Here is a 14,867-nt window from a genome sequence, read left to right as displayed (position 1 = left end):
GCCGGCTCGCGCTACTTGCGCGTGACCCAGCGGGCTCGGAACGACAGACCGGCGTGCAGCACCACACGGAGGGGCAACAGCCACCACGCCCGGTACTTCCGCGACAGGAACCGGTACGCGCTGCGGTGGTGCTCGATCTCCATCCGGCGACGGTTCGACGACGTCGAGTGCGCCCCGGTGTGGGTGACCACGGCGGTCGGCACGTACACGTTCGCGCGACCGGAGCGACCCACGCGCTGGCCCAGATCGACGTCCTCGAAGTACATGAAGTACGACTCGTCGAACCCGTCGAGCTGCCGGAACAGGTCGGTGCGGATGAGGAAGCACGCGCCGGAGAGCCACCCGGCCTCACGCTCGACGACCTGCGTCGTGGACCAGTACCGCTGGCTCCAGGGGTTGGCGGGCCAGAACCGCGAGAACGCCGCGTGGCCGAGTCCGGTCCGCAGCGACGGCAGTTGGCGCGCGGACGGGTACGTCTCGCCCTGCTCGTCGAGGATCCGTGGCCCGAACGACCCGCCCGTCGGCAGCCGGTCGGCGGCGCGCACGAGTTCGTCGATCGATCCCGGTGCGAGGACGACGTCGGGGTTCGTGACGAGCAGGAACTCGGGGCGGACGTCGGGCAGGACGTCGTCGAGGGCGCTCAGCGCGGCGTCGATGCCCCCGCCGTAGCCGCGGTTGCCCCCGGAGGACACCACGACGGCACCGTAGGACTCGCCGATCGCCCGCAGTGCGTCGAGGTCGGCCGACCCGTTGTCCGCGATCACGACGGCGACCGGCTCGGACGACGCAGCGGCGACGCTCGCCAGGAACGGCCGGATGGTCTCACCGGTGTTGTAGGTGACCGTCAGCACCGCGACCCGGATCACCGTGCACCCCCGGCGACGGCGGAGTACGCGTCGACGTGCACGGCCGCGGTGGCCTGCCAGGTGAACACGTCGGCACGCGCCAGCGCCGCCGCCCGGTGCGACGCCACGAGGGCGGGATCGTCGAGCAGCGCGGCCATCGCCTCGGCCAGTGCGGGAGCGGACGGCTCGGTGTACACGGCTGCGTCCCCGCCGACCTCGGGCAGCGACAACCGCCGGGTGGTCAGGACGCAGGCGCCTGAGGCCATCGCCTCGACGACCGGCAGGCCGAAGCCCTCGCCGAGCGACGGGTAGACGACGAACTCCGCGCCGCCGAGGTAGCCGGACAGGTCCTCGAGGGGCAGGTAGCCGGCCTCGATGACGCGGTCGTCCGGCTGCAGGGCGTCGAGCCGTGCGATCGCGGACTCGTCCCACCCGCGTGCCCCGGAGAGCACGAGCCACGGGGTGTCCGAACCGGCGGCCGCTCGCGACGCCCGCACGGTGGCGTAGGCGTCCAACAACGCCGTGACGTTCTTGCGGGGCTCGATGGTGCCGAGGAACGCGATCCAGGGTGCACCCTCGGGCAGCGTCGCCGCGATCCGCGCGTCCTCGACCTCGGCGGTCGACGGCTCGTGGAACACGGCACGGTCGACGCCGAGCGGTGCGACCCGGACGTCGGCGCGGATCCCGCCGACGACCCGCGCGGCCTCGGTCGCGGTGGCCGCACTCGGCACGATGACGACCGGGCGGGTGCGCAGCGAGCGACGGCTCCACCAGGTGAAGAACGTGCGCTTCAGCCGGGAGTGCCACTCCGGGTTCGAGAAGAACGTGGCGTCGTGCAGCGTGACGACGGATCCGCCGCGCCACCCGAACGGGAACGTGTAGTGCGGGGAGTGCAGCACCTGCGCGCCGATCCTGCGGCCGAGTGCCGGCAGGCCGGTCTGCTCCCACAGGAACCGCAGCGGCACGGAGTCGGTCCACGCCGGCGCGGTGTGCACGGTGGCGTGCGGCGCCACGGCGCGGAAGTGCTCGGCGTGCACGGGTCGGACGACCAGGTGGACGTCGAGCGCCGGGTCGGTCAGGTGTGACACGACGCCGTCGACGTACCGGCCCACACCGCCGAGTTCGCGCGGTACCGCGGTCCCGTCGACGAGGACGGTGAGCTGCGGCACGCGTGGGTCCTTCCGAACGGGGGCGCCACGGTCGGGTCCGTCGGCGGGGGAGTGACCAGGATATCCCTCCGCGCTCATGCGCCCGGGTCCACGCTGCGACGAGGGACGGATGCGCGCCGCGACTCGCGGAGCCGGCGCGCGAGGTGCGACGGGAGCGCCCCGACGACGTCCGCGAACGCTGCCAGGACGAGCCGGGCCTCCCGACGGGTGGACGCGGTGAGCAGTCCGCGCAGACCGCGGAAGAGGGTCCGGGCGCTCGCCCGCAGGACGGTCGGCCAGGGTGCGTGCCAGAGCGCGACGACCATCCGGTTCCGGGCGTTGCGGAAGAGGAACAGGTCGCTCTGCACCCCGGACGACGCCGAGTGGTCGTGTTCCACGACCGCGCCGGCGGCGTGCTCGACGCGCCATCCACGTCGGCGGAGCCGCCAGGCGAGCTCGGTGTCCTCGTAGTACATGAACAGGGACTCGTCGAGCAGGCCGACGTCGTCCAGCGCGCTCCGCCGCAGGGCCGACGCGCCGCCGGAGAAGCCGAAGACGTCGACGTCGGCGACGCGGTCGACGGGCGCGAACCAGTCCCGGTCCATGCCGTTGCCGTCGCGGTCGACGCGGACGCCGGTGGAGTTCAGGCGGACCTCGCCGTCCGCCGACGGCGTCCAGGGACGGCCGTCGTGGTCGCGCAGCACGCGCGCGTCGGGGGCGGGTTCCGCACCGGCCGGGAGGCCCGTCCAGCGTCCGGCGAGCACGATGCGGCCCGTCACCGCCGCGACCTCCGGCCCCGCTTGCTCCAGGTGGTCGCGGAGCGCCGCGACGAAGCCGGGCGCGGGGACCGCGTCGTTGTTCAGGAGCACGACGACGTCGGCGTCGGTGTGCCGGATCCCGGTGTTCGCGCCGGCGGCGAAACCGCCGTTGTCGTCCCGCGCGATCACGACGGCGTCCGGCAGGTCGCGGCGGAGCACGGCGACGGAGTCGTCGGATGATCCGTTGTCGACGACGATCACGTCGTCGGCGGTGCCCTCGGCGAGCACGGCGCGGACGGCTGCGGTGGTCAGGTCGGCGCGGTTCCAGTTGACGACGACGACCGCGGTGCTGGTCACGCCGTCGGGGATCGTCAGGCCAGCTCCTCGATGGAGGGCTTCGCGTACACGCTGCCGACGGCGTCGCCGAACGACGGCACCTCGAACGAGTCGCACTCGGGCAGGTCGTGCAGGTGCCGACCCGCGGAGTCCATCATCGACACGTTGATGAAGTACTTGCCGGTGCCGAAGTTCGTGTCCGCGATCCGGAGGCGGAGCTTCTTGCGGCCGTGCAGCGGGTCGAGGTGGATGCCCATGATGCCGGTGGTGGTGCCGTACACCACCTGTCCGGCCGTGTTGTTGATCTGGACTGCGGCCTCCCAGTCCTCGACGCCGTCCAGGTGCTCGAACTCCATGTCGACCAGCAGGTCGTCGCCCGGCGTGACGCCGTCGCGCTGGCCCTTGCCGTCGGCGTGCACCGAGGCCGCGATGACCGTGCCGCGGCCGACCGCCACGTCGGCGCTGAGCTCACCGGCCCGGCGCTCCTCGAGGACGTCGCGGAACAGGCTGACCGCACCGATCGGGTCCCCGTCGTGCAGGACCTTGCCCTTGTTCAGGAGCACGACCCGGTCGCACATCTCCTGCACCTGGCTGAGGGAGTGCGTGACGATGATGATCGTCTTGCCCTGCTCCTGGAACGAGCGGATGCGGTCGAGGCACTTGCGCTGGAACGCCTCGTCACCGACGGCCAGTACCTCGTCGACCAGCAGGACGTCGGGGTCGGTGTGCACGGCGACCGCGAAGGCGAGCCGCACGTACATGCCGGATGAGTAGAACTTCACCTGGGTGTCGATGAAGTCGCCGATCCCCGAGAACGCGAGGATGTCGTCGAAGCGTTCCTCGGTCTCCTTCCGGGTCAGGCCGAGCAGGCTCGCGTTGAGGAACACGTTCTCGCGGCCGGACAGGTCCGGGTGGAACCCGGCGCCCAGCTCGAGCAGCGCTGCCAGACGACCGCGGCGCGCGACCGTGCCGGACGTCGGCTGGATGATCCCGCCGATGGCCTTCAGCAGGGTCGACTTGCCGGAACCGTTCTGCCCGATGAGCCCGACGGTGGTGCCGGCCTGGATCGAGACGGTGACGTCGTCGAGCGCCCAGAAGTCCTGCCGGTGCTTCCGGCCGGCACGGCCCAGGGTGACGATCCGCTCGCGGATGGTGTTGTCCTTGCGGACGACGAACCGCTTGCGGACGTGGTCGATGACGATGACGTCCGGGCGGTCGGTGTCGGCGCCGGAGGTCGCCGGGGCGACGGGGGTGCTGATGGCCATGGTCTAGAGCTCCTGCGCGAAGTTGCCCTGCAGCCGGGAGAACACCCGCTGCGCCCCGAGCAGGCAGAAGAGCCCGATCACGAGGGCGATGCCGAGGCGCATCATGAGGTGCGGGGGGTAGTCGACCGGCGTCGGGTGCAGCCAGATCGCGTTCTGGAGTCCGAGCACCGACAGGGTGAGCGGGTTGTTCGTGTAGACCGCCAACAGCCACTGCACCTTCAGCTCGGCGACGACCATCGAGTACGAGTAGACGATCGGCGACGCCCAGAGCAGCACCATGAGGCCGACGTCGATCACGAACTGCACGTCGCGCAGGTACACGTTGAGCGCGGACAGCACGAGCCCGATGGCCGCGCCGTAGACCAGGATCACCAGGAGCGACGGGATGAGGTAGATCAACCCCTCGTGCCAGGGGAAGACCCCGAGCACGACGGTCGCGGCGATGAGGATCGCGAACTGGATCAGGAAGTTGACCAGGGCGGCCCCCACGCTGGCGAGGGGGAAGACCTCGCGCGGCACGTAGACCTTCTTGATCAGTCCACTGTTGCCGACGATCGAACCGGTGGAGCCGGCGACGATCTCGCTGAAGAGCGTGTAGGCGGTCAGGCCGGTGAACACGTAGATCGCGAAGTTGTCGATCGCCCGTGACGAGCCGAGGATCTTGCCCATCACGAAGTAGTAGATCATCAGCTGGGTCAGCGGACGCACCAGCGTCCACACGAACCCGAGGGCCGAGTCCTTGTACCGCGCCTTCAGGTCGCGGCGGATGAGCATCCCGAGCATCTCGCGCTGACGGAAGACGTCGCGCAGTTCTCTCCAGGTGCCTTTGAAGGCGCTCGTCGGAGCGCCGATCACGACGAGGGGCTCCTTGGCGAGCGCCGTCATGCGGGCTTGGTCGACCATACGTCTCTTCGTTCGTGGGGGCAGGACCGGAACAGCATACTCATTGCACAGCGGGGGAACGCCGCGCGTCCCGTGCGCGGAACCCCTCGCGACTCCGCCCCCGTGCGGGGGCCAAAGTGCGCGAGAACAACTCTCAACCTTCACTTTGGGGTTACCGTTGACGCAACCCGGACCCTTGTCAACAACCACAGGACGGCCCGTCAGCATGCAGCTTGCTCCACGGTCGATCGCTGCGCTCGCGGTGGTCGGTGCTCTCAGTCTCTTCGCGGCGGGGTGTTCCTCCGGCGACGGCCCCCGACCCACGCCCAGCGCGTCGCGGACGCCCAGCGCGACCCCGACGACGTCGCCGAGTGCGACCCCCTCGACGCCCGTGTCGACCCAGCCGACCGCGGAGCCGTCCGACGACGACGTCCCGACGGCGTTCCCGGGCAGCGGCGAGACCCCGCAGCCCGACGTCGACCCCGGTGACTTCCCGGCGACGGCGGTCGTCACGTTCTCCGGTTGGGATGCCGGCAGCAAGACGCTCCAGGCGGGCGGCCTGGTCTCCGGCACGACCGACGCCTCGGGGACCTGCACCTTCCAGGCGAAGAAGGGCGGCGTCACCCGCAGCGCGACGAGCACGGCCCAGGCCAGCGCCTCGTCCGTGAACTGCGCGCAGGCGTCGTTCCCCGCGAGCCAGGTGTCGACCGGCACGTGGTCCATCACCCTGCAGTACTCGGTCGGGTCGAAGTCGACCACGTCCGAGCCGATGACGGCGGAGGTGCCGTGATGCGTTCCATCCTCGACCGTGGCGGTCGCCGTCGACCCCTGCGTGCGGTGCTCGGCATGACCGCTGCCCTGGCGATCGCGGTGAGCGGCCTGACCATCGGCACGATCGTGTCCGAGCAGACGACGACCGAACCGGCCTCGGCCGCGGTCGCCGCCAACTTCGACCCGGGCAACATCATCAGCGACGCCAACTTCTACGACGGCGGCGCGATGAGCGGATCGGCCGTCCAGTCGTTCCTCAACAGCGTCGCCCCGAACTGCAAGCGCGCCTCCGGCGGCCCGGCCTGCCTGAAGGACTTCACGCAGAACATGAGCGCCATCGGGGTCGTCCCGAACCGGTGCTCGGCGATCCCCGGCGGCAACAAGTCCGCCGCCACGGTCATCGCCCAGGTGGGTGCCGCGTGCGGGATCAGCCAGAAGGTGCTGCTGGTCCTGCTGCAGAAGGAGCAGGGCATCGTCGCGACGAACTCGCCGACGAGCTACATGTACCTGCACGCCACCGGCTTCGCCTGCCCGGACACCGCACCGTGCGACCCGGCGTACTACGGCTTCGGCCAGCAGGTCTACGCCGCGGCACTGCAGTTCAAGCGCTACCAGGCGTCGCCGACGTCGTGGGCGTACCAGGCGGGCCGGAACAACTCGATCCTCTACAACCCGAACGCGGCGTGCGGGCGCAAGACGGTCTACATCAAGAACCAGGCGACGGCTGGCCTGTACATCTACACCCCGTACACGCCGAACACGGCGGCGATGTCGAACCTCTACGGCACCGGCGACTCCTGCTCGGCCTACGGCAACCGCAACTTCTGGCGGATGTACACCGACTGGTTCGGATCGCCCACCGGTGGGTCCTCGCCGATCGGGCACGTCGACTCGCAGTCCGGCGGCGTGGGCGGCACCATCACCGTGCGCGGCTGGACGGCCGACCCGGACACCACCGCCGCGATCAGGGCGCAGTTCTACGTCGACGGCGTCGGCAAGGCCTCGGTGATGGCGAACGCGAACCGCACCGACCTGGCCTCGCGCCTCGGCTCGGGCAACACCGCACACGGCTTCCAGACGACGCTCACGGGCATCACGCCGGGCAAGCACACCGTGTGCGTCTTCGGCATCAACGTCGGCGCGGGCGCGAACACGCTGCTCAACTGCGGTGACGTCACCGTCCCGGCCGCGGCCCCGGTGGGCAGCCTCGAGACCGTCACCGGCGGCACCGGCACGATCGCGGTGAGCGGGTGGGCGCTCGACCGGGACTCGTCCGCCGCGACCGCCTACAAGGTGCAGGTCGACGGTGTCGGCGCGATCTCGGCGACCGCCGACGTCCAGCGGACCGACATCGCCGCGAAGTACCCGGGTGCCAGCAGCACGGTCGGTTTCTCCAGGACGATCCAGAACGTCGCGGCGGGATCGCGGACGGTGTCGCTCTGGACACAGGACAAGCCGGGTGCGACCTGGGTGCGCGTGGCGCAGAAGGCCGTCACCGTCACGGCGTCGACCGGGACCTCCGGCGCCGTGAAGGGCTCGTTCGAGTCGGCCACCGGCGGCATCGGTTCGGTCGCGCTGAAGGGCTGGGCGATCGACCCGGACACGTACGCGTCGGTGCGGTACAAGGTCCACGTCGACGGTGTCGGAGCGGCGGCCGGCAGTGCGAGCGCTGCGCGCAGCGACGTCGCGAAGTCCTACCCCAAGTGGGGATCGTCGCACGGCCTGGCGACCACGCTCACCGGCCTCACGCCCGGCAAGCACACGGTCACCCTCTGGTGGCAGGACCTGCCGAGCGGCACCTACGTCAGCGCCGGGACGAAGACCGTCACGGTCGCGGCCCCGCCGTCGACCGGCACCACCGGCAAGACCGGTGCCGTCACCGGCTCGTTCGAGCAGGCCACCGCCGGTCCGAACACCGTGGCCCTGAAGGGCTGGGCGATCGACCCGGACCGCTACGACCCGGTCAGGTACAAGATCCACCTCGACGGCGTCGGTGCCGCCGCGGGCAGCGCGAACGCGGTCCGCGCGGACATCGCCGCCGCCAAGCCCGGGTGGGGTGACGACGTCGGGCTCGCGGTCACCCTCACGGGCGTCAAGGCGGGCACCCACACGGTGACGGTCTGGTACCAGGACCTGCCCGGTGGGAACTACGTCAGCTTCGGCACGAAGTCGGTGACCGTGAAGGACGCCGTCCCCGCACCCACCGGCAAGACCGGAGCCGTGTACGGCGCCTACGACGCCGCGACCGGCGGCCGGGGGACCGTCGCCGTCAGGGGCTGGGCGATCGACCCGGACACGTTCGCCCCGGTGAAGTACAAGATCCACCTCGACGGTGTCGGCGCGGCCTCCGGCAGTGCGAACGCGGTCCGGACCGACGTGGAGCGGGCACACCCGGGATGGGGTTCCGACGTCGGTCTGGCGACGACGCTCAGCGGCGTCAAGCCGGGCAAGCACACCGTGCGCATCTGGTACCAGGAGCTGCCGGGCGGGGCCTACAAGGACTTCGGCACCAAGACGGTGACGGTCTCGTAGCGGGTCCGGGACGACGGAACGGGAGGCGCGGTGCCAGCTGGCACCGCGCCTCCCGTTCCGTCGTCGTCCCGTCCGGGGCGCACGCAGCCGCGGGAGCGGTGTCAGCCGCGGCGCCGGAGGGCTCGTGCCACGCCGCCGAGCCGGTCGAGGGCACGGAACTCGGCGGAGTGGGTGAGGGCGTCGTACCGGGTCGCGATCGCGTCACGCTCGGCCTCGGCGCGCCGTCGCGCCGCCTCGGCGTCCTGTCGGGCCCGGTCCAGGACCGCGACCGCCTCCTCGGACACGATGAGCCGGCGGTTGATGTCGTCGACCCCGGCGCGGTGCACGTCGCGCTCCTGCTCGGTCGCGCGCAGCACCTCGCGCTGCAGCGTCGCCCACCGCAGCAGCGGGTGCCGCGTGCCCGAGCGGGTCGCTGCACGCTCGAGCGCGGCGTCGAGCGACGGGGCGACCTGTTCGGCTCGTCGGGCGTACGAATGGCGTTCCACGACCACGTTCCGGAGCCGTTCGGCGCGGTCGTCGCGCTCGTGGGCCGGCATGGCGATCGCGCGCTCGAGCGAGGCGGCGTCGGTGAAGACCGGGACGTCGGCCAGGCCGAGCTCGTCGAGACCGAGCGCGCAGTTCGTCACCGGCAGCGCGCCGCACGCGAGCGACTCGTACAGGCGTGAGTTGAGGGTGCCGAACTCGGCGGCCGGCGCGATGACGTCGTCGACGACGAACGCGGCAGCCCGGTAGACCTCGGGCAGGGCGAAGTACGACACCGCCGGACGGAGCTCCACGCCCGGGGCGGCGTCGACGTGCTCCACGTTGGCGGCGAACCAGACGACGGGCTCGGCCGGTGCCACCTGCTGCAGCACGTCCTGCACGCCGCGCCTGGCACCCCAGAAGTTGACGGTGGTGACGGTGCGTCCGGTCCGCGGGCCGGGCGTCCCGTCCACGTCGGGCCGGAACAGGTCGAGGTCGACGCCGATCGGGACCACCTCGACGGGGACGTCGACCACCTCGGACAGGGCGTCGCGGGCGATCGAGGACGACGCCCACACGGCGTCGAACTCGGCGAGGGAGGGCGACGATGCCCACTGCGCCGTCCAGTTGCGCACCCACGCCACCGTGGCGGTCCGGGACGGTACGAGCCCGGGGACGAACGACTCGATCATGCTGACGAGCACGGTGGTGTCGTCCGGGACGTCCTCCGCCCAGCGGCGGATCGGCCACAGGTCCACGCCCCAGCCGTGCGCACGCAGCGCACGGGCGAGCCCGAGCGCGACGAACAGGTCGCCCTTGCCCTCGGTGGTGTCGTCCGTCGACACCGCGAAGCGGATCGTCCCCCTGCTGCCCGTCGCGTGGTCGCCACGAGCGATCGCGTCGTACTCGGCGGCGAGCGGGGACGGAGCGGGGGCCGTGGGGATCGAGTGGTGCGTCACGGTGCCCATTGTGCCCGACCCGGGCGCGACCTCCGCCGAGCGCCGTGCTGCGCCTTGTAGGGTGTTGTCGGCCGTCGGGCATCCTCGACGGCCGGATCACCGACCCGTGCCGCGCCCGCGGCTGCAGCTGGAGGAACTCGCCGTGACAGAGCGCAAGCCAGGAGTCGTGTCCGTCGTTCTCGTGAACTACAAGGGCACGGACGACACACTGACGAGCATCGCCGAGCTCCGGAAGCAGGACTGGCCGCAGGACCGGCTCGAAGTCATCGTCGTCGACAACGGCTCCGGCCCCGAGCACGTCGGACGGCTCAAGGCCTCCGACCTCGACTTCACGTTCGTCGACTCCGGTGCCAACCTCGGGTTCACGGGCGGCTGCAACCTCGGCGTCGAGCACTCCTCCGGCGAGATCGTGGCGTTCCTGAACAACGACGCCCGTCCGGACACCGGCTGGGTGCGCGAGGCGATGGCGACCTTCGCCGCCGGCGCGGACATCGGTGCCGTGGCGTCGAAGGTCCTCGACTGGGAAGGCGTCAACGTCGACTTCACCGAGGCCGCGATGACCTGGTACGGGATGGGCTACAAGCCCTTCGCCGGGTCGCCGGACACCGGCCGCTGGGAATCCGAGACCGACGTGCTGTTCGGCACGGGTGCGGCGATGTTCATCCGCGCAGAGCTGTTCGAGCAGCTCGGCGGGTTCGACGACCGCTACTTCATGTTCTACGAGGACGTCGACCTGGGATGGCGGCTCAACCTGCTCGGGTGGCGCTTCCGCTACCAGCCGAAGTCGGTCGCGTTCCACAAGCACCACGCGTCGATGAACAAGTTCGGCGACTTCCGCGAGACGTACCTGCTCGAGCGCAACGCGCTCTTCACCCTGTACAAGAACCTCGGTGACGAGCAGCTCGCGGCGGCGCTGCCGGGATCGCTCGCGCTGGCCGTCCGCCGTGCCGTCGGCCGCGGTGAACTCGACTCCACCGAGCTCGACCTCCGCAACCCGGGCGACGACAGCGTCCCGACCATCCCGGTGCCGAAGACGAGCATGGCGGGCATCTACGGCGTCGACCAGTTCGTCGAGCAGCTGCCCTCGATGACCGAGTCGCGCCGCGCGATCCAGGCGAGCCGTGTCCGCAGTGACCGCGAGCTCCTCCGCCTGTTCGGCAACCGCGACGAGCCCGCGTACCCGATCGAGAACTACCTGGCCGGCTACGACAAGATCGTGCACTCGCTCGGCGTGCTCGAGGTCGGGACCCGTCGTCGCGTCCTCATCATCACCGGCGACTCGATCGGCGAGAAGATGGCCGGACCGGCGATCCGCGCCACCCAGATGGCGAAGCAGCTCGCGAACGAGCACGACGTGCGCGTGATCAGCCTCACGCGCTCGTCGCAGATCGACCCGTCGTACGAGGTCGTCACCGTGCCGCACCGCCACCCGCGGCAGATGGTCGAGCACGAGGCGTGGGCGGACGTCATCATCGTCCAGGGCCACGCGCTCCGGCTGTTCCCGGTGCTCGAGTCGACGCGCAAGATCCTCGTCGTCGACGTCTACGACCCGCTGCACCTCGAGCAGCTCGAGCAGGGGCGCAGCGACGACGTCGACCAGTGGAACCGTCAGATCCTCGACGCCTCGGACACGCTGAACCACCAGCTCGAGCTCGGCGACTACTTCATCTGCGCCTCGGAACGGCAGCGGATGTTCTGGCTCGGCCAGCTCGCCGGGTCCGGGCGGGTGAACGCCCGGACGTACTCGCGCGACCCCGACCTGCGCTCGCTCATCGGCGTCGTGCCGTTCGGCCTCTCTTCGACGCCGCCGGTGCACGACCAGCAGCGGGTCAAGGGCGTGGTGCCGGGCATCGGGAAGACCGACAAGCTCGTCGTGTGGGGTGGCGGGATCTACGACTGGTTCGACCCGATCACGCTCGTGCGCTCGATCGGCCGGCTCGCCGAGCGGAAGCCGAACGTCAAGCTCTTCTTCATGGGCGTGCAGCACCCGAACCCGGACGTCCCCGAGATGGACATCGTCGCCAAGGTGCGTGCCGAGGCCGACGCCCTCGGACTCACGGGCACGAACGTCTTCTTCAACGACGCCTGGATCCCGTACGAGGAGCGCGGTGCCTACCTGCTCGAGGCCGACGCCGGTGTCTCGACACACTACGAGCACCTCGAGACGACGTTCTCGTTCCGCACCCGGATCCTCGACTACCTGTGGGCCCGTCTGCCGATCGTGACGACCGCCGGTGACTCCTTCGGTGACCTGGTCGCTGCCGAGAAGCTCGGGATCGCCGTGCACGAGCAGGACGTCGACGGCCTCGCCGACGCGCTGGAGACCGCGCTCTTCGACAAGAAGGCCCGCGCCGAGTTCATCGGCAACGTCGACCGCATCCGCGAGCAGTTCACGTGGGAGAACGTCCTCGCGCCGCTCGTCGAGTTCTGCCGGAACCCCGTCCGCGCGGCCGACAAGTCGGTGCGCGACACCGTCTCGGCCGTCGAACCGCACCAGATGCGCGTGCGCGTGCCCGAGCGCAAGCCGCTGTCGGGCGTCCGCTACGACGTCGGCCGTGCTGTGCACTACTTCCGCACCGAGGGTCCGCGCAGCGTCGCGGGCAAGATCAAGCGGCGCCTGACGAACCGCTGACGCCGGTACCGGCACCGGCACCGGCCTCGGCCCTCGTCGACGTCCCGACGTACGACGAGGCCGAGAACGTCCGTGCCGCCGCGGCGGCCGTGCTCCGGGCGGTGCCGACGGCGCACGTCCTCGTGGTCGACGACGGCAGCCCCGACGGCACGGCCGGGGTGGTCCGCGACACCGCGTCGACGGACCCGCGGTGGCACCTGTTCGAGCGCAGCGGCAATTGCGGCCTGGGCACGCGTCGCTGACGCACCGGTGCGACGGACGGGAGGCGCGGTGCCAGCTGGCACCGCGCCTCCCGTCCGTCGCCGGCCGCGTCTCAGACGCAGCTGACGTTGAAGTCCTGGCTCCCGACGACGTACTGGGCCATCCGCACCTGGCTGCCCGCGGTGAGGCCGCCGGCCGAGCACGCCTTCTGGGCGGCCGCGACGCCGTCTGTACCGACGGCGATCCAGCTCGGCAACCCACGGAGCGTCGAGGTCGTCGGGACGGTCCCCACGATCTGCCCGAACTGGTAGGCGGTCGAGTAGATGCCGATGGTCGAGACGCCGGCGGACCGGAGCGCGGCGACCATGCCCTCGACGTCGGCACGGTTCTGCGTCTGGTGGTCCTTCGCGTCTGCGGCACCGAGCCACGACAGCCCGGTCTCGACGTCGATCCACCAGCGGTACGACGCGGGGTTCGGGACACCACGGGTGTTCGCAGCCTCGTACGCACGGGTGTAGCCGTACATGTACGAGCAGGCGCTGTTGTAGGCGCCCTTCGTGCAGGTGCCGTAGGGGTTCGTGACGGGACGGCCCGCCGGGTCGGTGTTCGACGAGGGCCACACCGAGGCGTCCCTGCCGGGGTTCGCGGCGAGTGCGTAGAGCTGCGCCTTCGGCTGTGCGGTCCCGCCGGTGGACCCCGCGGCCCACGCGAGCTGCTGCGAGAGGGAGGGGTTCGTCTGGTTCGGCAGCGAACCGTTCACACCGACGATCCCGAACGCCTGGCCGACGGGGTAGTCCGACGGCGAACCGCCCTGCGGCCACGAGACGTCGGCGCCGAAGCCGGTCCCGCTCGAGCCGTCCAGGAAGTACCCGGCGACGTCGAGGTGGAGCTGTGCCGAGCCGCGCGAGACCTTGGCCTGCACCCGGCGGTCGACGCTCGACCCGGTGACCTTGGCCATCACGAGGTTCGCGACGGGCCGTCCGGCGCCGAACAGCTGCGTCGCCACCTGGGGGTCCTGTCCGGCCGGCGTGACGCGCAGGTACCCGGCCGTCGTGGGCTTCGTGACCTCGGCGTTGGCGACGACGGCGGTCGCGGTGCCCGGGACCCCGGCCACGCCGGAGAGCCGGAGGGTGCCCGCGGTCGTCGACACGGCTCCGGCGAAGGCGCGCGTGGTGTCGATCGGCACGAACACCGAACCGGTCGACGCGTTCGAGTAGTACCCGGCGACGTCCATGAAGACGGTCCCCGAGCCCTTCGAGAGCTTCACCTGCGCCGCACCACCGACGAGCTTCACGATCGCGAGGTTCGACAGCGACTGCCCGGCCGAGTACAGCTGCGTGACGACCTGTGGGTCCTGCCCGGCGGGCGTCACCCGGACGTACCCCGCCGTCGTCGGCCCGCTGACCTCGACGTTGACGGCGACGGCCGTGGCGTCGGCGGGGATCCCGCCGCGGTCGGCGAGCGGCACGGGGACCGCGGTGGTGCCGACCGGGCCGCTGAACACGCGGGCGGCGTCCAGCGGTGTGTACGTCGCGCCGGCGCCGTCGGCGTAGTAGCCGGCGACGTCGAAGTACCCGTTCGCGGTGCCCGCGGAGAGCTTCGCCTGGATCGAACCGTTCACCAGGCGGACGGTCACGAGGTTCGCGATCGTCTGACCGGCCGCGAAGTCCTGGGTGGCGACGGTGGCGTCCTTGCCGGCCGGCGTCACCCGCACGTAGCCGGCGGCGGTCGGCTTCGCGACCTCGACGTTGACGACGACGGCGGTCGCGTTCGTCGGCACCCCGGCCGAACCGGCGATCTTCACGGCCTTCGGCGTGGTGCTGAGCCCGCCGGACCACACGCGCGTCGTGTCGATCGGCGTGTAGCGGCCGGTCGCCGGAGCTGCGGCGTCGGCCGCGGTCGCAGGTGCGACGACGGCGATGCCGGTGGCGACGAGCGCGGTGGTCAGGACGAGAGCGAGGCGGCGGTGCAGACGCATGTGGTGCTTCCTTGACGACGAGGACCGTCCCCCTGACGGTCCCGGGCAGTCTAGGGGCACCCGGTGACGGGAGCGCGTTCGACGGTGCAGTGGTGTGT

At 71.2% G+C, this 14,867-nt stretch carries 11 protein-coding genes; 4 read left to right on the top strand and 7 right to left on the bottom strand.

Annotation, left to right across the window (positions count from 1 at the left end; translation table 11 throughout):
• Positions 1-11: 11 nt before the first annotated feature.
• The 5 genes from DEI85_RS10900 to DEI85_RS10880 all read right to left on the bottom strand — a co-directional run bounded on the left by DEI85_RS10900 (position 12) and on the right by DEI85_RS10880 (position 5,255).
• Positions 12-866, bottom strand: coding sequence for a glycosyltransferase family 2 protein (locus tag DEI85_RS10900; RefSeq protein WP_111123610.1), 855 nt, complete (start codon positions 864-866; stop codon positions 12-14).
• The gene (locus DEI85_RS10895; RefSeq protein WP_220038936.1) at positions 863-2,014 is read right to left on the bottom strand and encodes a glycosyltransferase family 4 protein; all 1,152 of its coding nucleotides are present in this window, start codon (positions 2,012-2,014) and stop codon (positions 863-865) included. Before DEI85_RS10895 ends, DEI85_RS10900 begins: the two co-directional genes overlap by 4 nt.
• A gap of 74 nt (positions 2,015-2,088) precedes the next feature.
• Complete coding sequence (locus DEI85_RS10890) at positions 2,089-3,108, bottom strand: glycosyltransferase family 2 protein (RefSeq protein WP_181420096.1); 1,020 nt, start codon at positions 3,106-3,108, stop codon at positions 2,089-2,091.
• 14 nt (positions 3,109-3,122) lie between these two features.
• Positions 3,123-4,352, bottom strand: a complete 1,230-nt coding sequence (locus tag DEI85_RS10885) for an ABC transporter ATP-binding protein (protein ID WP_110861217.1) — start codon at positions 4,350-4,352, stop codon at positions 3,123-3,125.
• 3 nt (positions 4,353-4,355) lie between these two features.
• A complete protein-coding gene (locus DEI85_RS10880; protein ID WP_110861215.1) occupies positions 4,356-5,255 on the bottom strand; it encodes an ABC transporter permease in 900 nt (299 codons plus the stop codon).
• Between the two features lie 370 nt (positions 5,256-5,625).
• Here DEI85_RS10880 and DEI85_RS10875 point away from each other — a divergent pair, with 370 nt between their 5' ends.
• Entirely contained in the window at positions 5,626-6,024 is a 399-nt protein-coding gene (locus tag DEI85_RS10875) for a hypothetical protein (RefSeq protein WP_110861213.1), read from the top strand.
• Entirely contained in the window at positions 6,024-8,537 is a 2,514-nt protein-coding gene (locus tag DEI85_RS10870) for a hypothetical protein (protein WP_111090380.1), read from the top strand. Before DEI85_RS10875 ends, DEI85_RS10870 begins: the two co-directional genes overlap by 1 nt.
• Positions 8,538-8,638: 101 nt before the next feature.
• Here DEI85_RS10870 and DEI85_RS10865 read toward each other — a convergent pair whose 3' ends face one another.
• Positions 8,639-9,958: a glycosyltransferase family protein gene (locus DEI85_RS10865; protein WP_146244773.1), complete on the bottom strand. Its 1,320-nt coding sequence runs from the start codon at positions 9,956-9,958 to the stop codon at positions 8,639-8,641.
• Between DEI85_RS10865 and DEI85_RS10860 the strand changes: the two genes are divergently transcribed.
• Both DEI85_RS10860 and DEI85_RS10855 read left to right on the top strand, forming a co-directional pair.
• Positions 9,936-12,590, top strand: coding sequence for a glycosyltransferase (locus DEI85_RS10860; RefSeq protein ID WP_375231877.1), 2,655 nt, complete (start codon positions 9,936-9,938; stop codon positions 12,588-12,590). The two genes, DEI85_RS10865 and DEI85_RS10860, sit on opposite strands and share 23 nt — an antisense overlap.
• Complete coding sequence (locus tag DEI85_RS10855) at positions 12,587-12,832, top strand: glycosyltransferase (RefSeq protein ID WP_111123631.1); 246 nt, start codon at positions 12,587-12,589, stop codon at positions 12,830-12,832. Before DEI85_RS10860 ends, DEI85_RS10855 begins: the two co-directional genes overlap by 4 nt.
• A gap of 71 nt (positions 12,833-12,903) precedes the next feature.
• On the opposite strand, the gene DEI85_RS10850 is transcribed toward DEI85_RS10855, so the two are convergent.
• On the bottom strand, positions 12,904-14,769 hold the full coding sequence (locus DEI85_RS10850) for a glycoside hydrolase family 25 domain-containing protein (protein WP_111123613.1): 1,866 nt from the start codon (positions 14,767-14,769) through the stop codon (positions 12,904-12,906).
• Between the last annotated feature and the right edge of the window lie 98 nt (positions 14,770-14,867).

Source organism: Curtobacterium sp. MCBD17_026 (assembly GCF_003234895.2).
Lineage (GTDB): Bacteria > Actinomycetota > Actinomycetes > Actinomycetales > Microbacteriaceae > Curtobacterium > Curtobacterium flaccumfaciens.
Note: the sequence above shows the minus strand (reverse complement) of the source record. Positions and strands in the feature narration are given on the sequence as shown.

Excerpts from the sequence above, each read along its gene's own strand:
- DEI85_RS10885 (WP_110861217.1), bottom strand. The coding sequence starts at position 4,352 with ATGGCCATCAGCACCCCCGTCGCCCCGGCGACCTCCGGCGCCGACACC.
- DEI85_RS10880 (WP_110861215.1), bottom strand. The coding sequence starts at position 5,255 with ATGGTCGACCAAGCCCGCATGACGGCGCTCGCCAAGGAGCCCCTCGTC.
- DEI85_RS10870 (WP_111090380.1), top strand. The coding sequence starts at position 6,024 with ATGCGTTCCATCCTCGACCGTGGCGGTCGCCGTCGACCCCTGCGTGCG.
- DEI85_RS10850 (WP_111123613.1), bottom strand. The coding sequence starts at position 14,769 with ATGCGTCTGCACCGCCGCCTCGCTCTCGTCCTGACCACCGCGCTCGTC.